19 protein-coding genes are annotated in these 19492 nt (G+C 71.1%); 9 read left to right on the forward strand and 10 right to left on the reverse strand.

Annotated elements, in window-relative coordinates:
- Positions 1-11: 11 nt before the first annotated feature.
- The 5 genes from KGD87_RS17325 to mraZ are packed head-to-tail and all read right to left on the reverse strand — an operon-like array spanning position 12 to position 4249.
- The gene (locus KGD87_RS17325) at positions 12-2030 is read right to left on the reverse strand and encodes a PASTA domain-containing penicillin-binding protein (protein ID WP_284668504.1); all 2019 of its coding nucleotides are present in this window, start codon (positions 2028-2030) and stop codon (positions 12-14) included.
- Positions 2027-2446, reverse strand: a complete 420-nt coding sequence (gene ftsL / locus KGD87_RS17330) for a cell division protein FtsL (RefSeq protein ID WP_284668505.1) — start codon at positions 2444-2446, stop codon at positions 2027-2029. The genes KGD87_RS17325 and ftsL overlap by 4 nt, the downstream gene beginning before the upstream one ends.
- Complete coding sequence (gene rsmH, locus KGD87_RS17335; RefSeq protein WP_284668506.1) at positions 2443-3357, reverse strand: 16S rRNA (cytosine(1402)-N(4))-methyltransferase RsmH; 915 nt, start codon at positions 3355-3357, stop codon at positions 2443-2445. The genes ftsL and rsmH overlap by 4 nt, the downstream gene beginning before the upstream one ends.
- Positions 3358-3363: 6 nt before the next feature.
- Positions 3364-3750 (reverse strand): STAS domain-containing protein, encoded by a 387-nt coding sequence (locus tag KGD87_RS17340; RefSeq protein ID WP_163781951.1) that lies wholly within the window; start codon positions 3748-3750, stop codon positions 3364-3366.
- A gap of 46 nt (positions 3751-3796) precedes the next feature.
- A complete protein-coding gene (gene mraZ, locus KGD87_RS17345) occupies positions 3797-4249 on the reverse strand; it encodes a division/cell wall cluster transcriptional repressor MraZ (RefSeq protein ID WP_090490200.1) in 453 nt (150 codons plus the stop codon).
- Between the two features lie 264 nt (positions 4250-4513).
- Between mraZ and KGD87_RS17350 the strand changes: the two genes are divergently transcribed.
- The gene (locus KGD87_RS17350) at positions 4514-5224 is read left to right on the forward strand and encodes a PilZ domain-containing protein (protein WP_284668507.1); all 711 of its coding nucleotides are present in this window, start codon (positions 4514-4516) and stop codon (positions 5222-5224) included.
- A gap of 21 nt (positions 5225-5245) precedes the next feature.
- Here the strand turns inward: KGD87_RS17350 and KGD87_RS17355 are convergent, their stop codons facing one another.
- From KGD87_RS17355 to KGD87_RS17370, 4 genes are all read right to left on the reverse strand, one after another.
- Positions 5246-7054 carry an acyl-CoA dehydrogenase FadE gene (locus KGD87_RS17355; protein ID WP_284668508.1) on the reverse strand — a complete coding sequence of 603 codons (1809 nt, stop codon included), beginning with the start codon at positions 7052-7054 and terminating at the stop codon, positions 5246-5248.
- 170 nt (positions 7055-7224) lie between these two features.
- On the reverse strand, positions 7225-7578 hold the full coding sequence (locus tag KGD87_RS17360) for an ArsR/SmtB family transcription factor (protein ID WP_140794649.1): 354 nt from the start codon (positions 7576-7578) through the stop codon (positions 7225-7227).
- Between the two features lie 8 nt (positions 7579-7586).
- Positions 7587-8246, reverse strand: coding sequence for an SRPBCC family protein (locus tag KGD87_RS17365; protein ID WP_284668509.1), 660 nt, complete (start codon positions 8244-8246; stop codon positions 7587-7589).
- Positions 8247-8306: 60 nt separating this feature from the next.
- Complete coding sequence (locus KGD87_RS17370) at positions 8307-9143, reverse strand: hypothetical protein (protein ID WP_284668649.1); 837 nt, start codon at positions 9141-9143, stop codon at positions 8307-8309.
- A gap of 271 nt (positions 9144-9414) precedes the next feature.
- Here KGD87_RS17370 and KGD87_RS17375 point away from each other — a divergent pair, with 271 nt between their 5' ends.
- The 8 genes from KGD87_RS17375 to KGD87_RS17410 all read left to right on the forward strand — a co-directional run bounded on the left by KGD87_RS17375 (position 9415) and on the right by KGD87_RS17410 (position 18236).
- The gene (locus KGD87_RS17375) at positions 9415-11736 is read left to right on the forward strand and encodes a serine/threonine-protein kinase (protein ID WP_284668510.1); all 2322 of its coding nucleotides are present in this window, start codon (positions 9415-9417) and stop codon (positions 11734-11736) included.
- Between the two features lie 88 nt (positions 11737-11824).
- Positions 11825-12031 carry a hypothetical protein gene (locus KGD87_RS17380; protein WP_284668511.1) on the forward strand — a complete coding sequence of 69 codons (207 nt, stop codon included), beginning with the start codon at positions 11825-11827 and terminating at the stop codon, positions 12029-12031.
- Positions 12032-12113: 82 nt separating this feature from the next.
- On the forward strand, positions 12114-13064 hold the full coding sequence (locus KGD87_RS17385) for a CarD family transcriptional regulator (protein ID WP_284668512.1): 951 nt from the start codon (positions 12114-12116) through the stop codon (positions 13062-13064).
- Positions 13065-13122: 58 nt separating this feature from the next.
- Entirely contained in the window at positions 13123-13635 is a 513-nt protein-coding gene (locus KGD87_RS17390; protein ID WP_163783489.1) for a zinc metalloprotease, read from the forward strand.
- Positions 13622-14572 (forward strand): hypothetical protein, encoded by a 951-nt coding sequence (locus KGD87_RS17395; protein ID WP_284668513.1) that lies wholly within the window; start codon positions 13622-13624, stop codon positions 14570-14572. The genes KGD87_RS17390 and KGD87_RS17395 overlap by 14 nt, the downstream gene beginning before the upstream one ends.
- Positions 14569-16419 (forward strand): ArnT family glycosyltransferase, encoded by a 1851-nt coding sequence (locus KGD87_RS17400; RefSeq protein ID WP_284668514.1) that lies wholly within the window; start codon positions 14569-14571, stop codon positions 16417-16419. The genes KGD87_RS17395 and KGD87_RS17400 overlap by 4 nt, the downstream gene beginning before the upstream one ends.
- Positions 16420-16574: 155 nt before the next feature.
- Positions 16575-17453, forward strand: a complete 879-nt coding sequence (locus tag KGD87_RS17405; protein WP_284668515.1) for a hypothetical protein — start codon at positions 16575-16577, stop codon at positions 17451-17453.
- A 210-nt stretch (positions 17454-17663) separates the two neighbouring features.
- Positions 17664-18236: a hypothetical protein gene (locus tag KGD87_RS17410; RefSeq protein WP_284668516.1), complete on the forward strand. Its 573-nt coding sequence runs from the start codon at positions 17664-17666 to the stop codon at positions 18234-18236.
- 49 nt (positions 18237-18285) lie between these two features.
- Here the strand turns inward: KGD87_RS17410 and KGD87_RS17415 are convergent, their stop codons facing one another.
- Entirely contained in the window at positions 18286-19470 is a 1185-nt protein-coding gene (locus KGD87_RS17415) for an iron-containing alcohol dehydrogenase (protein WP_284668517.1), read from the reverse strand.
- Positions 19471-19492: the final 22 nt, after the last annotated feature.

Genomic DNA, 19492 nt, shown 5'->3' on the forward strand with positions numbered 1-19492 from the left:
CGGACGCGGCGTTATTGCCGCGCGGCGAGCTCCAGCGTCACCCGGGCCCCCTTCTCCACCAATGAGCCGGCGGGGGGGGTTTGAGATACCACGCGTCCACTGCCCAATACCTGTGGCTCCAGCGCCGCGGCGAGCAGCTTCACCACGGCCTCACGTCCTACTGCTCCCTGAAGGTCCGGCACACGTACCGTGCCGGGTTCAGGGGTCTCCGTCACCGCGTCCGCCAGCGCCGTCCGGGCGACTCCGGAGGCCTTCGCCCCCGGCTTCGCCGCGGCAGGCGCGGGTGACACGGCGGCCACGGCCACCTCGGGTGCCACCGTCCGGGACGGGGGCACGGCCAGGTGAGCCATGGCGGCGGTCGCAATCTCCTTGAAAGCAGGGGCAGCCACGGTCCCCCCGTATACGTCCGTCTTGGGTTCGTCCACTACGACAAGAATCACTGCTCGCGGAGACTCGGCCGGTACCACCCCGACAAAGGAGGCGATCCGCTTGTCCGAATACCCCCGCGCCACCGGGTCTGCCTTCTGCGCGGTGCCCGTCTTTCCGGCCACCCGGTAGTCCTCCATGGCGGCCTTGGTGGCCGTCCCTCCCTTGACCACCACGCTTTCGAGCATGCCCACGACCTGCCGGGCAACCTTCGCGGAGACCGCCCTGCGCAGCTCCGTGGGACGGTTTTCCAGCAGAACGACACCGTCCGGGTCCACCACCTTCGACACCAGATAGGGCCGCATCAGCACCCCATCGTTGGCCAGCGCACCATAGGCGGACGCGATCTGCACCGCCGTGGCCGTCATCCCCTGCCCGAAGGACTGGGTGGCCAGGGAGACCTCCGCCTTCGGGAACGGCAGGACGCCGCGCCCCTCGCCCGGCAGGGACAGGCCGGTGCGCTCGGCGAAGCCGAAGGCCTGGTAGCCCTTCACGAACTTCTCCCGCCCCAGCGCCTGGGCAATCTTCGCCATGCAGATGTTGGAGGACACCTGGAGGATGCCCTGCGGCGCGAGCCAGCCGTAGGAGTGGGTGTCGTTGATGGTGTGGCGGCCCACCCGCCAGGCGCCGTTCTCACAGAAGAAGAGGCTGTCGGCGGTGATGGCCTTCTCCTCCAGCGCCGTGGCCACCACGAAGGACTTCAGCGTGGAGCCCGGCTCGAAGGTGTCCAGGGCGGCGCGGTTGCGCATGCCCGAGCGCGTGCTGGACTCCGGCGTGTTGGGGTTGAAGCGCGGGTGGTTGGCCACGGCGAGCAGCTCGCCCGTGCGCGGGTCCAACACCACCGCCATGCCGGCCACCGCCCTGGCGTCCTCCACCGCGCGGCTGAGCGCCTTCTCCGCGACGTACTGGATGTGCCGGTCCAGCGTGAGGGTGACGGCGGCGCCCTGGCGCTGGAGCGGATCCAACGCGCCCTGCACCAGCAGCTTGCGGCCCTTGGCGTCACGGAAGCCGGACGTGGAGGAGTTCTGCCCGGACAGCTCGTCATGGAAGGCCAGCTCCAGGCCCTCCAGGCCGCGGCCGTCCATGCCCACAGTGCCCACCACGTGGGCGCCCAGCTCGCGCTGCGGGTAGAAGCGCTTGGGCTCCTTGGAGAAGCCCACGCCCGGCAGCGCCAGCGCCTTCACCGCGGCGACCTCGGCGGGCCTGGCCTGGCGCTTCACCCAGGCGAAGCGCCTGGCCCGGGCCAGGCGCGCGCCCAGCTCGTCCGGATCCATCTTCAGCGCCTTGGCCAGCGCCCGGGACGCGGCCTTCACGTCGGGCAGCATGGACGGGTCCACCCAGATGGAGTCCACCTCCACGCTCTGGGCCAGCGGCGTGCCGCGCCGGTCGAAGATGTCGCCCCGGCGGGCCGGAATCTCGATGTGCCGGACGTACTGGTCCTGCGCCATGCCGCGCAGCTTCTCCTGCTCGAAGACCTGGAGCTGCACCGCACGACCGAAGGCGACGCCGAGCAGCATCAGGAACAGCCCGAACAGCAGCCGTACCCGCAGCTTCAGCCACTTCGCGTTGGGCTCGGGAGCCCGCGCCGCCTTGAAGTCTCTCACCGCCCCGCTCCGGCGCGGCCCGCCACGCGGACGGTGGGCTGAGCGGCGTCTGGGGCTTGCGCGCGCGCCCCGCCGCCGCGCGCCGGCTTCTCCGCCGACAGCGACACCACGGCGCCGCCGCGCGGCATGGCCATGTTCAGCTGCTCGCGCGCCACGCGCTCCAGCCGGCCCGGCGACTTGAGCGTGGCCAGCTCCAGCTTCAGCCGGTCATTCTCACGCGTGAGGACGCGGCTCTCCGCCTCCTCGCGCGACAGGCGGTAGCCCATGTCCACCACCAGCACCCGGCTGCTGACGTGGAGGATGCCCACCGCCGCGAAGAGGGCGAAGAGGCACACGGCCGGCAGCAGGTGCAGCAGCACGCCGCCCACCGTCACGGAGGAACGCAGCGCCGACACCCGGGAGTGCACCTTGCTCATCGGAGTTTCTCCACCACGCGCAGATGCGCGCTGCGTGAACGGGGGTTGGCCTCGACCTCCGCCTCGGAGGCGGCCACGGCCTTCTTCGTCACCAGGGCGAAATCCCCCACCCCGCTGCACACGCACACCGGCAGGCCCGGCGGACAGGTGCAGCGCCCCGCGAGCGTGCGGAACGCCTCCTTCACCTTCCGGTCCTCCAGGGAGTGGAAGGCGATGACGGCGGCGCGGCCCCCCACCTTGAGGAGCCCGGGGATGGCGGCCAGCAGCGCGTCCAGCGCCTCCAGCTCACCGTTGACGGCCATGCGCAGCGCCTGGAAGGTCCGGGTGGCCACGTGGATGCGGTTGGGCCACGCCTTGCGCGGCACCGCCCGCTTCACGACCTCCGCGGCCTCCAGCGTGCGCGTGGGCAGCGCCTTCTTCAGCTCGCGGGCAATGGGCCGGGCGAAGGGCTCTTCACCGTAGTCCTTGAGGATGCGGACCAGCTCGCGCTCGTCCGTGGTGGCGATCAGCTCCGCCGCCGTCGGGCCGTCCGGCCCCATGCGCATGTCCAGCGGGCCATCCTTGGAGAAGGAGAAGCCGCGCTCGGCCACGTCCAGTTGGGGCGACGACACGCCCAGGTCCACCAGCACCCCCTCCACGGGCAGCAGGTCCGCGGCGACGCGGGGCAGCTCGGCGAAGTTGCCGGCGCGGCCCTGGAAGCGCGGGTTGGCGCCCAGGCGCGCGGTGGCCGCGGCGAGCGCCACCGGATCCCGGTCCACGCCGACCACCGTGGCGCCCGAGGCCAGCAGCGCCTCCGAGTGGCCACCGCCACCCAGCGTCCCGTCGATGATGACCTTCCCATCCGCCGGCCGAAGCAGCGCCACTGCTTCCCGCAGGAGGACGGTCTGGTGCTGGAAGTCCGAAGCCGTCACGGGCCGTCAGACGAAGGGTGCCCGCGCCAGCGCGAAGGCGGCTCGGGCATCGTTCATGTGCGGGTAGATTTCGAAGCAGTCGTGCGCGCCGGCCGCGCGGAAGATGGCGGCCAGGTACGGCGACAGCCCGGACAGCTTCACGTCCCCACCGGCGCGGCGGAAGACCTCCGTGCGCGCCATCAGCGGCTTGACGCCGCGGTAGTTCAGGTGCCCCACGTCCCCGAAGTCCAGCACCACCTGACGCGTGCCGCGCTGCAGCTTGCGGCCCAGGTCGTCGCACAGCTCGAGCAGGTCCTGCTCGCTCAGCTCGCCCTCCAGCATGAGCGTCTCGACACGGCCGGCGGCCATCGCCGCGCCCGCCAACCCTGGCCGAACCTCCAGAACCTGGTTCATACGCTTGCCACCCTCCCGGTACTTCGGGGTCCTGTCGACTTTCCCGTCATGCTTGCCGCAGCTCGGCGAGCACCTTCATCACGTCCGCGGAGGTCGCTTCCTGGCGCGCTTCTTCCTGCGCCTTCGCCCAGCCCTCGCGGCTCCACAGCTCGATGACCTTCACCATCCCCGCCCACACCACGTCCTTCTCCAGCCCCGCATAGGAGCGGAGCGTCGGAGGGATGAGCAGGCGCCCCAGCTTGTCCAGCGGGCACTCCTGCGCGCTGGCCACGTACAAGCGCATCAGCGTCTTCACCCCAGGCTCCATCGGGTTGCGCTTGGCGAGCGACAGCTCCAGCGCTTCCCACTCCCGCACCGGATAGGCGTGGAGGCATCTGTCGAGCGCCGTCGTGAGGATGAGCCTCTCGTCGTAGGCGCCCACCAGCGTGTCCCGGAGCTTCGCCGGGAGGCTCGTCCGCCCCTTCGCGTCGATCTGGTGCTCATAGACGCCTCGGAACACGCGGGACGATCCACCTTTTCAGCCCGATGAGGGATGTACCTCCACTCCTTCCCACTCCTTGCCACTTCCGGGCGGCATACATACGCGCCCCACCTGGGGGGGTCAAGAAACCGCAACAGGTTGAAACAGCGGTTTGTCCGCGCCCGACGTCCGGAAAGGTCGTCACACCTGGAAGGTCCAGTGGTTGGCGCCGTCCGACGCCCTACCTATTGCGCTGGGGTAAACTTGAGTTCCCCCCGGACCCAGGCGCAAAGTGTCAGCCGCGTGAACACGAACGTTCGGCTGAAGGTGGCTTACAAGACGCCGCAGACCCTGGTGGGGGAGTACACGCGCAGCGTCGGCATGGGGGGCGTCACCTTGGAGACGCGTCGCAGCCTGCCGCTGGGGACTCGCTTCACCTTTGAACTGCATGCGGGCGGCGTGCCCCGGCCCGTGGAAGTGCTGGGGGAGGTGGTCCAGGTCGTCCCGCACCAGGAGTCCCAGCGCTTCCTCCTCACCGTCCGCTACGGGGTCGGCGAGGACCGCAGCGCGCTGGACGCCGTCCTCCAGCGCATCTATGCCGCCGAGGAGCACGCCGGCCTGCGTCGCTTCCCACGGCTGCCCCTGTACCTGCGCGCCAGCGAGGCGGCGCCCCTGTCCCCGGGCTTCGTCGTCCGGGACATCTCCCGGGGCGGTGTGGGCCTGGAGGTGCAAGCCCCCGCCCTGCCGCGCCAGGTGAAGGTGGGCACGCCCTTCCTCCTGGAGCTGGACTTCCGGGAGGGGCCCATGCTGCTGCACGGCGAGGTGGTGTGGACCTCCACGGTGCCCCGGAAGAGCTCGGGGACGGTGACGCCGGGCTTCGGCGCCACCTTCGGCCGGCTCCGGCCGGACATGCAGCAGCGGCTGGACGGCCTGCTGTCCCTGGCGATGCTGCCGCCCGCCCCCTGGAAGGCCCGGGTGAGCTTCGGCATGGAGGCCGTCGCGCGGATGCCGTGACGGCCCGAAGGCCCCCGCGGGCTACACCGCGCCCAGGGGGTAGCCGCCCGCGGACTCCAGGGCCACCACCACCGTCTCCCGCAGCGCCGCCGGGTCATACGGCGTGAAGACGTCCAGCGTGCCCAGGCGCTTCAGCGCCTGGTCGAGCGCGTCCCCCTTCAGCGTGGCGCACAGCGCGCGGCGCGTCCTGTCGTAGGCGCGGGGGATGGCGTCCAGCGCGTAGAGCTGCGTCATCGCCACCCGCGCCGGCTCCAGCGCGCCGCCGTCCTTCGCGGCCTGGCGGGTGCGCGTCACCATGGAGTCCAGGGCGAAGGCGTCCATCACCACGTCCGACAGGGCCGCGAGCACCTCCTGGTGCTGCTCCAGCTCCGTGCCGAACGTCTCCGCCGCCAGGCGCAGGCCGTGGAGCGCCAGGTGCTTGGCGGCCTCGGCGGCGACCTCCTGCGGGGCCAGGGCATCCCGCGCGCGCGCGTGGGGCCGCTCGCCCCGGGACAGCGCCTCCGCCACGTCGCCGGCCATGGCGAACAGCGGCAGGTCGCCCTTCACCGCGCGCTTGAGGAGCATGCCGGTGATGAGCATGCGGTTGATTTCGTTGGTGCCCTCGAAGATGCGGTTGATGCGCGCGTCGCGGTACGCGCGCTCCACCGGGTACTCCTCGATGTAGCCCGCGCCACCGTGGAGCTGGACGGCGTCATCCACGAGGTGGCCCAGGGACTCCGAGCCGTGCACCTTCATGATGGAGGACTCGATGGCGTACTCCTCCACCGCCGCCAGGAGGCGCGCTTCAGAGTCCGGCGCGCGCGGGTCCCCCTGCCCCAGGCGCGCGTCCACGAGCCCCGCGGTGCGGTACGTCATGCTCTCCACCGCGTAGACGAGCGCGGCCATGCGGGCCAGCTTCTCGCGCGACAGCGGGAACTGGACGATGGGCGCGCCGAACTGCTTGCGCTCCTGCGTGAAGCGCAGCGCGTTCTGGAGCTGGAGCTTCATGCCCCCCAGCACGGCCGCGCCCAGCTTGAGGCGGCCGTAGTTGAGGATGTTGAAGGCAATCTTGTGGCCCTTGCCCACCTCGCCCAGCTGATTCTCCACCGGGACGCGCGCGTCCTCGAAGTAGAGCGGGCAGGTGGAGGAGCCGCGGATGCCCATCTTGTGCTCCTCCGGCCCCACGGTGAGGCCGGGCGTGTCCTTCTCCACGATGAAGCCGGTGAACCGGTCCCCGTCCACCTTGGCGAAGACGATGAACACGTCCGCGAAGGCCGCGTTGGTGATGTAGAGCTTGGAGCCGTTGAGAATCCAGTGCTTGCCGTCGGGGGACAGCACCGCCTTCGTCCTGGCGCCCAGCGCGTCGCTGCCGCTGCCCTGCTCCGTGAGCGCGTAGGCCGCCACCCACTCACCCGTGGCCAGCTTCGGCAGGTACTTCGCCTTCTGCTCGGCGTTGCCGAACCAGACGATGGGCAGCGTGCCGATGCCGGTGTGCGCGCCGAACGTCACCGACCACGAGCCGTTGAGGCTCATGGCCTCCGCCAGCAGCAGCGACGTCGTCTTGTCCAGGCCGGTGCCGCCGTAGGCCTCGGGGATGTCCACGCTCAAGAGGCCCAGCTCGCCCGCCTGGCGCAGCAACCGGCGCAAAAGCGCGTTGTCCTTGGCCTCGATGCGCTCGGCCAGGGGGAGGACCTGCTCCCGGGAGAACTGGAGCGCCGTCTGGAAGAAGAGGCGCTGCTCCTCCGTGAAGGTCTCCGGGGTGAGGATGCGGGCCGAGCCCACCTCCTCGAAGAGGAACGCGCCACCGGGCGCATGCCCCTGCTGCGAAGCGGCCTTGGATTCGGCATCCATGAACATCCCTCCAGCGGGCGAGCGCGCCCCGCCCTGGAGCCTGAATCTAAATCCTCCGGCGGGAAGTCGCCCGCGAAGACCCGGCGAGTCCGCGCCAGTCCACGCGAAGGGGCGAGCGGTGCCCTTCACGTCAGCCGAAGCAGGTCATCCTGGACACCACACACGCCAGGCTACGGACCGCCGCCTTCGTTGTCGGCCTTGGCCCGAGCCCGCTTGCCCCGCGCCACCTCGGTGGCGAGCGCCTCCAGGCGCGGTGTCCAGAACACGCGGAACTGCTCCAGCCACGCGTCGACCTGCTGAAGCGGCGCCGGGTCGACGCGATAGAGGCGGCGAGTCCCTTCCGCGCGCACCTCCGCGAAGCCGCTGTCGCGCAGCACCTTCAGGTGTTGGCTGACCGCCGGCTGGCTGATGCCGAACTCCGCCTGGATGGACTCGGTCACCTCGCCAGAGGGGCGTTCCCCCTCGGCCAGGAGCTCGAGGATCCGTCTGCGCACCGGATCACCCAGGACGTCGAAGGCATGCATCGTGGCTATCAGGTCCCCGGATGCCGCACGTCGGGCGGCGGCGCACCAGTATAGAAGGCCGTCGTCCGCGCCGCGCGTGCCTTCGCCGCCGCCGCGTCCTCTCCCCGCGCCACATCCGCCTGCCCCCAGCCCTCGCTGCTGGCCGTGATGAACACCTTGCCTTCATCCGACGTCGTCCAGGCCTCCACCGCCGCGCTGTCGACCGCGGCGCCGCCGGACTCCAAGTGCAGGCCCAGGCCCATCAACCCCAGCTCCCAGCCGACTCCGGTGGCGCCAGGGCCGTAGTCGTCCCAGAAGGGACTCACATGGGCCATGTGCTCCAGCCGCAGCCGGGCGCCACCGCCCGGCGACGCGGCCAGGATGACGTCCACCCAGCTGATTCCGCCCCCGAACTCCCACGTCAGCCCCAGGTGCCGCGGAGCCTCGCAGCGGGTGACCGTCCCGCTGGCATTGCCCTTGAGTTCGTAACGCCCACCGAGCTTCAGGTCGCCGGACACCGGAAGGAACCAGCGGGGGATGCGCTCGGGGTTGGTCAGCGCGTCCCAGAGGTCCTCCACCGTCGTGTCGTAGTCGCGCATGGCGACGACGACGCGCGCGGGCTTGCCCTCATGCTCACGGCTCTCCACCTCCCGCACGACGGCCCCCAGGTACCGCTGCACATCAATCATGTCGCCTCCAAATATAAGCATGAGCCTATATAAACGGCGACTTATTGAAGAAGTCAACGCTCAAGGCGATGACCCCGGGGCCCCGTGGGGCGTGGGATAGACGAAGCACAGGGTGTCGAACAGGGGCTCACCCGGCGCGGTGAAATTCGCGCCGAGCGCCCGCGCCGCCTGCGCCACCTCCATGCCGAACGAGGGCACGAGGCAGAGGTCCTCGGACGTCTTGAAGCGCCCCTTGAGCAGACCCAGGCCCCGGCGCAGCGTGACGATGTCCTGCCGCCCCGCCCGCACTGGCACCGAAGGACCGTTCGGGTCCGGGCCCGGCAGCTTGCCCACGCTGGTGGTCAGCTCGAAGCCGTCCGCGCGCATGATGATGCGCAGCTTGCCCGGCGCGACCTCCTGCAGCCACGCGCGGAAGCCCGCTTCGTCCCGTAGCACCACGGGATAGGCCACCGGCCCATCCGGGTGCGCCAGCCACACGGCCTCCGCCGAGTCCCGCAGCACGGTGAACAGCTCCGACGTCTGCACCAGGAAGGTGTCCGCGTCCGGCACCACCAACACCGTGTGCCCTTTCACGCGCTGCGCCAGCCGCGTGGCGTCATCCGGGCGCGCCGGCTCGAAGGTCTCCTCGCCCACGCGCACGCGCTCCCCCGCCAGCGCCACCCGGAGCGCGGAGGCTGGGAGCGGCTCGCCCTGGAGGGGGCCCGCAACGTCCCCTTCGGACCGCGACGCGGGGCGCGGCGCTTCCGGAGGCGCCGCGCCCGGCACGGCGAGCGAGGGCAAGGGCGCGGGCTTCAAGGACTTGAGCGGCTCGGCCGGCGGCTCCTCACGACAGCCGGCGGCCACCACGACAAGCAGCACCCCGGCGAGCGCCTGGGTGGCCGCGGAAGTGGCCGCCATCCAACGGCGCGGGTGATGACGCATCGGCACGTGGCGCGCGAAGCGGGCATCCTTCGGCGCCCGGCCCGGCACCCCGAACACCTCGGGCACCACCATGGCGGTGGCTGTCGCGAGACGTAGGAAGAGGCACACCCACCCTCCAATCACAATCAACGGATTTTTCCCGTCATGGCGTTTTACCTACCCCATGATACCTTCAGGCGCCCCTGCCAAGACAGCGCGGGCCCCCTTGGCGCAGCGGCCACCTGCACCCGAAGGAACCGGAACGAACGTGCAGCAGCCTTCCGAAGGGCTTCATTTCGGTAAATACAAGCTGCTCGAGCGCATCGCGACGGGCGGGATGGCGGAGATCTACCGCGCTCGGATGACAGCGGCGGCGGGTGTCACCAAACCGGTGGTCATCAAGAAAATCCTCCCGGGCTATGCGGGCAACAGCGCCTTCCTGTCGATGTTCGTCAACGAGGCCCGCATCGCCGCGGGGCTGAGCCACGGCAACATCGCCCAGGTCTTCGACTTTGGCGAGGTGGACGGCGAGTACTTCATCGCCATGGAGTGGGTGGACGGCCGCACCCTGTCGAGCGTCATGCGGCGCGCGCGGGAGAAGGGCATGTACACCCTGCCCCAGCCGCTGGCGCTGCTCATCGCCGTGGAGATGCTGGAGGGGCTGGCCTACGCGCACACGCGCCTGGATGAGCGCGGCCGGCCGCTCCACATCGTCCACCGCGACGTCAGCCCGCAGAACGTGCTGCTCAGCTACGAAGGCCAGGTGAAGCTGGTCGACTTCGGCATCGCGCGGGCGCGGCTGGCCGGCAGCGCCGAGCCGGTGGAGCACGACCTCAAGGGCAAGTACACCTACTTCGCGCCGGAGCAGGTCCGCGGGCGCGAGCCCGACGCGCGCTCGGACATCTTCGCCGCGGGCGTCGTCATCTACGAGATGCTGTGCGGCCGCCTCCCCTTCGAAGGGAAGATGCCGGACGTGCTGCGCAAGCTCGCCCTGGGGGACTTCCCGCGGCCCCGCGACCTCAACCCCGGCATCCCCACCGCGCTGGAGCGCATCCTGCTCACCGCGCTGGCCGTGGAGCGCGAGCAGCGCTACGCCACCGCGGAGGCCTTCGCCGAGGCCCTCACCCGCCACCTCCACACGGCCGCGCCCGACGTGTCCTCCAGCGCGCGCGCCCACTTCATGGGCTACCTCTTCGAATCGGAGCTGGTGGGCGAAGGCCGCCCCGTGCTGCTGCCCCGCGAGTTCCTGGCGCAGATGGCCCGGTGGACCCACTCCCCCTTGGAGCGCCGCGCCCTCCGGGAGATGGCGCCGCCCATCCGCGAGCCGGCCGCTGACGAGGAGGAGCGGACCCCCATCGCCGAGTTCGAGCCGCCTCCCACCCAGGCCTCCGCGCCCGTCGACGGGCGGCTGGAGCGCACCACGCAGCCGCTCCCCGCCCTCCTGCCCGGCCCGGGTGTCCCGCCCCTGGACGCGGCGGCATCGCGGACGATGGGCATGCCCCGGGCCGTCACCCTGGGCGCGCCCATCATCGTGGCGCTGATGGCCACGCTGGCCCTGCTGGTGTCGAACAGCACGGGCACCTTCTCCGTGGAGCTGAGCTCGTCGCCCCCGGGCGCCGCCATCCGGGTGAACGGCCAGCCGCAGACGGCGCGCACGCCCGCCCTGCTCACGCAGCTTCCCGCGGACGCGGAGCACCTGCTGGAGGTCCAGGTCCCGGGCATGGTGGCGTGGAGCCAGACGGTGCGGGCCGAGCGTGGCACCACCCTGGCCGTCCATGCCCGCCTGCTCCCCAAGCGGATTCTGGGCCCCGCCCAGCAGCCGCACCGCGCCGCGCCTCCTCAGGAGGTGCGGATGCCCGCCGAGCGGATGTCCCTGTCCAGCGTGGCGCACGCCTTCCGCGTGCCCTACCTCTCCACCGCGCAGATGCGGCTGGACCCGTCGCGCACCTACAGCGTCCGGGTGGAGGGCTGGGCTTCGCTGGGCCATGCCAGCCTGGTGGAGCACGCCGGCTACTTCCTGGAGGGGGACGCGCGGCTGGCGGCGCATGAGTCCTTCGGCGTGCTGGACGGCGAGGAGCGGCTGGTGCGCCACGCCTCGCGCCTCCATGTCTTCCTGCTGGACGCGAACCGGACGGACAACCACGGCACGCTGCTGGTCCGCGTGCGCGAATGGGACAACGACGGCCCCGTCACCACCTTGCGCGTGGACGCCCGGACGCACGCGGTGAAGCTGTCGCGCGCCGACCGCTTCCTGCTGAGCGGACTGGAGCCGGACACGCACTACGACGTCGTGCTGCGGGACACCGCCGAGTCCGCGCGCACACGGGGCTTCGACGGGGGGCCGGTGGGCCGCGTGCTGGGCCTGTACGGCGCCGGAGAGAGCCCGGAGAGCGCGGCCGGCCTGCTGACGCTGCTGGAGTTGGGCCGCCCCCTGCGCCTGCGGGGCGCCACCTGGCTTTTGCTCGCCTTCCCCGACGACCATCTGGCCGACAACACCGGCAGCCTGGTGCTCGAGGTATCGCCCGTGGCGGCGCCCGGCACCTCGCCCGCTCCCCCTCCGGGGTCTCCGACTCCCGCTCCCAACCGGTAACGGGCCGCTACAGCGGTGCAGCGACCTGTTGCCGAAAAGTTGATCACCGGAGGCTGCCCCCTACCCTGGGCGCCACGGAGGACTCACCATGAAGAAGCTGGTGGCGGTGGCCGTGTTCGGCCTGATGGGAACCCTGGGAATGGCCGCGCGCGTGGACGCCCGGCCGGGAGTGGACGGGATGGAGCCAACGGATGCGCAGGTCGAGGCGGCGCTGGACGCGGGGCAGAAGCGGGTGCTGGGCAACCTCCTCGGGGTTCAGCGCACGGACGCACGTCCGGCGGCAATCCACCGGTAAACTCGTGGCGTCCGACGTGGCTCGGTGCTAAGCCCGGGCCTGTTCCGACGTTCAGCCCACCAACCTCACCCGTGAGGGGGACATGCCTGAAGGGTCCGCGTCACTCCAGCTCGCGGTTGGCGACCGGGTCGTCTATCCGAACCAGGGGGTCTGCCGAGTCTCCGCCATCGATGTGAAGGAAGTGGCGGGACAGAAGCTCACCTTCGTCACGATGCGCCGCGAAGAAGATGGCGCCGTCGTGATGGTGCCCGAGGGCAAGGTGCTCTCCATCGGCGTGCGCAAGGTCGCATCCGCCGAGGACGTGGAGGCCATCTTCTCCTTCCTCCGCTCGGACAGCGACAAGGCCGACCTCGACTGGAAGCAGCGAGCCCGCACCAACCTGGACCGGATGACCCAAGGCGGCATCATGGGGCTGGCCGAGGTGGTGAAGGGGCTCCAGGTGCTCAGCGAGCTGCGTCCGCTGCCGACCAAGGAGCGCGAGCTCTACGACAATGCCCGGCACCTGCTGGTGACGGAGGTCGCCGCCGCGCTGGGCACCGCCGAGGTCAACGCCGAGGACGCCATCGACATCGTCCTCTTCCCGCCCGGCCGCGAGCGCCCCAAGCGCACCGCCGCCGAGTTCCAGCGCGAGGACGGCGACCTGGACCTGGACAGCGACCTGCTGGGCCTGGACAGCGACCTGGACCTGCCCTCCGACGAGGAGCCCGCCGAGCCGTCCGAGGAGGAGTCCAGCGAGGAAGGCGAGTCCGAGGAGGCCGAGTCCTCCGAGGAAGGCGCCCCCAAGAAGCGCGGCCGTCCGCCCAAGGCCAAGACGGAGGCGCCCGAGGGCGCCGAGCCCGCCGCTCCGAAGAAGCGCGGCCGTCCGCCCAAGCCCAAGCCGGAGGCCACGGCCGAGGGTGCAGAGCCCGCCGCTCCGAAGAAGCGCGGCCGTCCGCCCAAGCCCAAGCCGCCCGAGGCGGAAGGCGCCGCGCCCGCCGCGCCCAAGAAGCGCGGCCGTCCGCCCAAGGTCAAACCGCCCGAGGGTGAGAGCTGAAAGCCCCATGGACCGACGGGCCCCTGCACCTGGGGCCCTTCCGCCGAGGTGACGCCCCGTGATTCGCGTCGTGACGCTGGACCCCTTCGACGACAAGCAGCTCGCGAAGTTCAACCGCACGCTCTACACGGCGTTCGGCGTGGGCAGTGAGCACTCCGGCAGCGCGGAGGTGCCCGCGGGCATGTCCGAGCCGCTGGATGCGGAGAAGCTGATGGATGAGGTGCAGGGCATCCGTTCCTACAAGGACGACAAGGTGCTGCTCCTCACCACGCGCAAGCTGAAGGACCGCGAGCTCCCCAGCGGCGTGGCGCCCACGGCGGGCTTCGCGCGCCAGGGGAAGGACCGCGCCATCCTCACCATCGCGCCCCACAAGGATTTGGAGAGCGCCTTCAAGGCCGTCACCCGCCACGCGCTCCACCAGCTGGGCCACCTCTGGGAGCTGCACCACTGCCTGGACCCGCGCTGCTCGATGTACCCGCCCTGGACGCCGTCCTTCGCTCAGGGTGAAGCCATCTTCTGCACCTTCTGCCGCGAAAAGAGCGAGCAGAAGATTCGCCTTGCGAAGTCCTAGCCTCACGCGCGCGCTGCCCCTCGTGGAGCTGGGAGGCCTGCTCCTGGTCGCGCTCCTGTGCCTGCTCTTCCATCTGCGCCTGCCAGGCCGCCTCCCGTCGGAGGCGGACTACCGCGCGGTGGCGGGGCGCCTCCAGGCGGAAGCCCAGCCTGGTGACGCGGTGCTGCTCTTCCCCTGGTGGGCGGAGCGCGCACGCCTCTTCGTCCCTTCTTCGCTGCCGGTGTACGGCTACCTGGGCTCGGACCGGGACGACTTGTCCGCGCACCCGCGGGTCTGGGTGCTGGGCCAGCCGGAGCTGCCCCGCTCGGACGAGGCGGGATTCCTCGAAACCTTCCTGCACGGCCGCCGCGCGGTGGGCGCGACGTCGCGACATGGCACGCTGACGCTGGCGCTCCATGAGAATGGCCGGCACCGGCCCCGGCGCTTCACCGCCACGGAGGAATACGCGCGCGCCCGCGTGTACCTGGAGCAGCCGGACGGCACGCGCCGCGACTGCCCCTTCGACGGCAAGGCGCACCGCTGCCCCGGGCCCGCGCACCTGTACGTGGCGCCGGAGTGGCACGAAATCCTCTATGAGCCGCGGCGCTGTCTGTGGATGCACGCGCCGGGAGGCAAGCAGCGGCTGGTGGCGGAGCTGGACGGCGTGCCCGGTGGCCTGGGCCTGCGGCTGGAAGGCGGCATCATCTTCGAGCACGCCTTCCCCAAGGGCTCGCGCCTCTCCACCACGCACCTGGGCGTGGATGACGCGGCGAGCGGCGCGCGGCTCTTGTCGCTGGCGATACCGCCGGGCCTGGAGGGCGTGCAGAAGGCCGAGGTCCGGCTCCCCCAGGGCGCGCCACACACGGTGAAGGTCTGGGTGCAGGCGGACAACGCGGACCGGCGGCAGGTGTGCCTGGACGTGCTGGCCGTGGAGCCCGAAGTGGGAGTGCGGGGATGATGCGAGGACGCGCTCCCACGCGCGACGAGAAGTCCCTGGCCTGGGCGCTCTGGGTGCTGGCCTTCGCGGCGCTGTGGCTGACGGAGTCCGCGGTGGGCTACACGCGCGACGAAAGCGTCTACTTCATCGCGGCGGAGGGCTACGCGAGCTGGTTCCGGCAGCTCTTCCAGTCACCGGCCCGGGCGCTGACGGACGCGGCCATCGTGCGCGCGTGGGACTACAACCACGAGCACCCGGTGCTGATGAAGACGCTGTTCGGCCTGAGCCACCTGCTCTTCCACACGGGGCTGGGGTGGCTGCGGTCGGCGACGGCGTTCCGCCTCCCCGCCTTCGCCCTGGCGGCGCTGATTCCCGCGCTGTCCTTCCTGCTGGGCAGCGCCATGTACGGCCGCCTCGCGGGGCTGTTCGCCGCCTTCGCCTTCATGCTGGTGCCGCGGCAGTACTTCAACGCGGAGATGGCGTGCTTCGACGTCCCCGTGGCCGCCATGTGGCTGCTCGTCGTGTACTGCTTCTGGCGTGCCCTGGAGGACGCGCGCTGGGGGCTGTGGTGCGGCGTGGCCTTCGGGCTGGCGCTGGCCACCAAGCACAACGCGCTGTTCCTCCCCTTCGTGCTGACGCCCTTCGCGCTGTGGCGCGCCTACAGCGCCAGCGAGGGGCAGCCGGAGGCCCGCGCCTGGCTGGGCCGCTTCGTGGGCGTCTTCACGGCGGTGGCCGTGTTCTACGGCCTGCTGGTGCTGTCGCTGGGCGGCGGCGAGGGCTTCCAGCGGAAGTTCCTGCTGCTCAGCCCGCACACGCTGCTGTTCGCCGGGCTCGCGGTGGGCGGCGCCTGGGTGCTCAAGGGCGTGGACAAGGTGAACGCGCCGGTGACGCGCGCGCTGGTGCCCATCGCCGCCATGGCCGTGCTGGGGCCCGTCATCTTCTACCTGCACTGGCCCTACCTGTGGCACCAGCCGGTGGACCGCACCGCGTGGTACCTGGCCTTCCACGCGAAGCACAACCACTACGCCTGGTTCTACCTGAACCAACTGCTGCGCGAGCCGCCCTTCCCGCTCGCCTACGTCGTCGTGAAGACGGCGCTGACGGTGCCCACCAGCATCTTCGTCCCCATGGTGACGGGCCTGGCGGCGCTGGTGGCGCGCATGGTGCTGGGTGCCTTCGCGCGGACGCGCGCGTGGGTGGAGCGCCCGGTGACGATGACGGAGGCGCTGGTGTGCGTGAACGCGGTGACGTCCATCCTCATCATCAGCCACCCGCAGGTGCCGCACTTCGGCGGGGTGAAGCATTGGTTCCCGTCCATGGTGTTCCTGGGCATCCTCGCGGGCGCCGCGGTGGCCCGGGGCTGCACGGCGCTGTGGGAGCGGCTGAAGGCGAAGTGGCCCTCACTGCCCCAGGCCGCGGTGGCCGTGCCGGTGTTCGCCGTGCTGCTGGCCCCCGCGCTGGTGTACTCGGTGCGCGTGTTCCCCTACGGGACGGCGGCGTACTCGGAGCTGGCGGGAGGACTGCCGGGCGCGGCCACGCTGGGCATGCAGCGCCAGTTCTGGTCCAGCCACGTCACCGGCGTGCTGCCGTGGATCAACGCGAACGCGAAACGGGGCGCGCGCCTGTTCCTGCACGAGGTGCACGGCGGCTCGTTCCGCGACTACCAGCGCAATGGGATGCTGCGCCCCGACTTGCGCGCGGTGGGCAGCCCGGCGGACGCGGACATCGTCGCGTACCAGTACCACCAGGAGTTTCGCGAGCACGAGTTCCTCACGTGGCAGGCCTTCGGCACGCGCACGCCGGTGACGGGCCTCTACGTGGATGAGACGCCCCAGGTGGTCGTCTACGTCCGGCCAGAGACGCGGTAGTCCCTCGAAGGCCACCGCGCCCGTCCCGCGGAAAGGCTGCTCAGCGAGCAACAACGGGAGGACGACGTCTGTCATTGACCACTTCCCCTCCCCGCCGACGAGCCCGCACGGCCGCTGACTTGCTTTCTCAAGTCCTGTCGAATTCCCATCCCACGATGCGAATCCCACTCCATGCCCTCATCGCAGCGACGCTCGTGGCCTCCGCTTGTGGAGACGAAGCCCCATCCCAGGCGGTTCCCGGTTCAGACGAAGCCCTCGCTTCACGGGAGCAAGCGGCGTTCTCCGGCGTGAATGGCACCTACTGCCTGGTCAGCCCCTACAACTGCAAGCTGCAAGCGTCTGGTGGAAACCGCGTGCCCACCAACGCGCCCGAGGACGACAACTGGGGCCTGGTGACGGGCGTTCCCATCCGGGACGGCCACGGCACGGTGGTGGGCACCAACACGCGGACGAGCGCGGCCTTCAACCACGGCCAGACGCGCACCTTCGCGGGTGAGAAGCATGCCTTCGCGGTGTCGACGTCCAACTCCAGCGCCGGGTGGCTGCCCCTCTCCAGCATCCTGGGGAGGACGTCCTTCGAGCAGAAGGTCGGCCACGTCTCCGCGCTGGGCGCGGGCCTGGGCAAGCTGGGCTGCTACGCCGTGCGCGACTGGCACGACACCACGCTCGAATTCAAGAAGGTCGTCTACGACAGCACGGCGACGCACGAGCGCGCGGGCGACTACCTGCCGCTGGTGCGCGCCAATGGCCTGCGCTCGGCGAACCTGGTCTTCAACGTGCCGGGCTTCGCGCTGGGCGGCCCCGCGGTGGACCACTTCCCGGCGGGCACGAAGTTCCAGCGCCTGGACGTCCCCACCGAGCACGGCGTGCCGTCCATCGACATTCCCCTGTGGGTCCAGGACGGAGCGGGACGCTACCGCCAGCAGTCCGGCACCATGAAATTCCTCTACGGTTACGTCATCGCCGCCACGGGAACGAAGCGCAACGGGTGGATGGCCTACGACGGCCTCCAGGTCAGCTCCGGCTGCCCCTGAGCCCCGCCAGGAGCGCGCCCGCCTCGCGCGCGGAGGACATGACGCCGTGCGTACGTGCGTGCGCGCGTCCGCCGCGTCGAGGTGTGAACTGGCGGTCGTTGCGGCTGGCGCGACCTGTCACAGGACAACCCCTGACCTCCCCCCAGGACGAGGCTCCGAAGTAGGCTGGGGGTGGCAGGTGAAGGCGCTTCCACACCCCGGGAGGGACACATGAGGCGTTGGACTGGGTTGTTGGTGGTGGCCGCGCTGTGTGGCGCGGCTTGTGACGGGAAGAAGTCGACGGACAGGCCCACGCGGGCCCAGCTGCGAAAGACGGGGGGGGCCACGGTGGAGGTCATCCCCTCCGACGACCAGCTTCCCTACTGCATGCTGTACACGGTGTCCGAGAAGGGCGTCATCCGGCAGCTCACGCTGACGCGGGAGAACCGCTCCATCCGCTGTGATGCGAACAAGCCCGTGGCGCACACGAGCTTCCGCATCCCCGTGCAGGAGGGGAAGGTGCGCATGTACATCTTCTTCTCCGACGAACGCATCCCCGCGGGCCCGGTGGCGCAGCAGCTCTACGAGCTTCGCGGCCAGGAGCGCATCAACGCCACGGACCTGCGCCTGCCCGGCCGCGTGTTCGTGGAGACGCTGGAGTTCACCCCCGAGGAAGGCGGCACGCCCGTGACGGGCACCGTGGTGGGCGCGGGGGGAGACCCCGAACCAGAGGACACGGGCGCCCCGGTGCTGTCGGATGGCGGCACCGCGGGCGGCATGGGCGCCATGGACGACGCGCCCTGAGCCGTGAAGCGGTGCGCCGGGGGACGCCCCTCCCCCGGCGGGCGGCGGCTCAGTAGGCCTCGCGCGCCATGGCCAGCAGGTCCGCCTGCGACACCTTCCGCGGGTTGCTCAGGTGCGAGGCGTCCTGGAAGGCCTTCTGGGCGATTCGCTCCAGGTCCTTCTCCTGGACGCCCGCGTCGCGCAGCCGCGAGGGGATGCCCACCGCCGCGTTGAGCTTGCGCACCCGGTCGATGGCGTTGCCCGCGAGCACCTCTTCGCGCGACAGCGTCGTATCTCCCAGCGCCACAGCGACCCGGGCCAGCCGCGCCGTACAGACAGCGCGGTTGAACTCCATCACCACGGGCAGGACGATGGCGTTGGCCAGGCCGTGGTGCACGTTGGACACGGGCGTGAGCGCGTGGGCCAGCGCGTGGCAGGCGCCCAGGCCTTTCTGGAAGGCCATTGCGCCCTCCATCGCCGCCACCATCATGTCCGTGCGCGCGGCCAGGTCCTTGCCGTCGCGCACCGCCGTCTCCAGCGAGCGGCCCACGCGGTGGATGCCGTCGATGGCCACCGCGTCCGCCAGCGGGTGGAAGCCATTGGCCAGGTACGCCTCCAGGCAGTGGGTGAAGGCATCCATGCCAGTGGCCGCCGTGACGCCCGGCGGCAGCCCCAGCGTCAGCTCCGGGTCGCAGATGGCGGCGCGCGGCAGCAGGTGCGGACTGAAGATGACCGTCTTGCGGCCCGTGTCCTCCAGCGTCACCACGCCCGAGCGCCCCACCTCGGAGCCCGTGCCCGCGGTGGTGGGAATCGCGATGAGCGGCGGCAGGTCATCTCGCACGTACTGGTCGCCACCCTTCGCGTCGTCGTAGCGGCTGAGCGGCGGCTCGTGCGTGGTGAGGAGCTGAATCAGCTTGCCCGCGTCCAGGGCGCTGCCGCCGCCCAGCGCGACGATGCCGTCGCAGGCGTGGCTCCGGTACGCCTCCAGGCCCGCGAAGACGTCGCGCTCGGTGGGGTTGGGCTCCACGCGGTCGAAGACTTCGCAGGCAAGCCCCGCCGCCTTGAGCACGTCCGCCACGCGCGCGGCCAGCCCCGCCTTCACCACGCCCGCGTCCGTCACCAGCAGCGGACGCTGGATGCCCAGACGCTGGGCCTGCGCGGGCAGGCGCAGCAGCGCGCCGGCGCCGAAGACGATGCGCGTGGGCCACGCCATCTCGGTGACGCGCGGCTCGGAGGGAAGGTCGAACGGCTTCATGGCGGCTGCCTCGTTTGCGCTC

Source organism: Myxococcus sp. SDU36, from assembly GCF_030168875.1.
GTDB classification, from domain to species: Bacteria; Myxococcota; Myxococcia; order Myxococcales; family Myxococcaceae; genus Myxococcus; species Myxococcus vastator.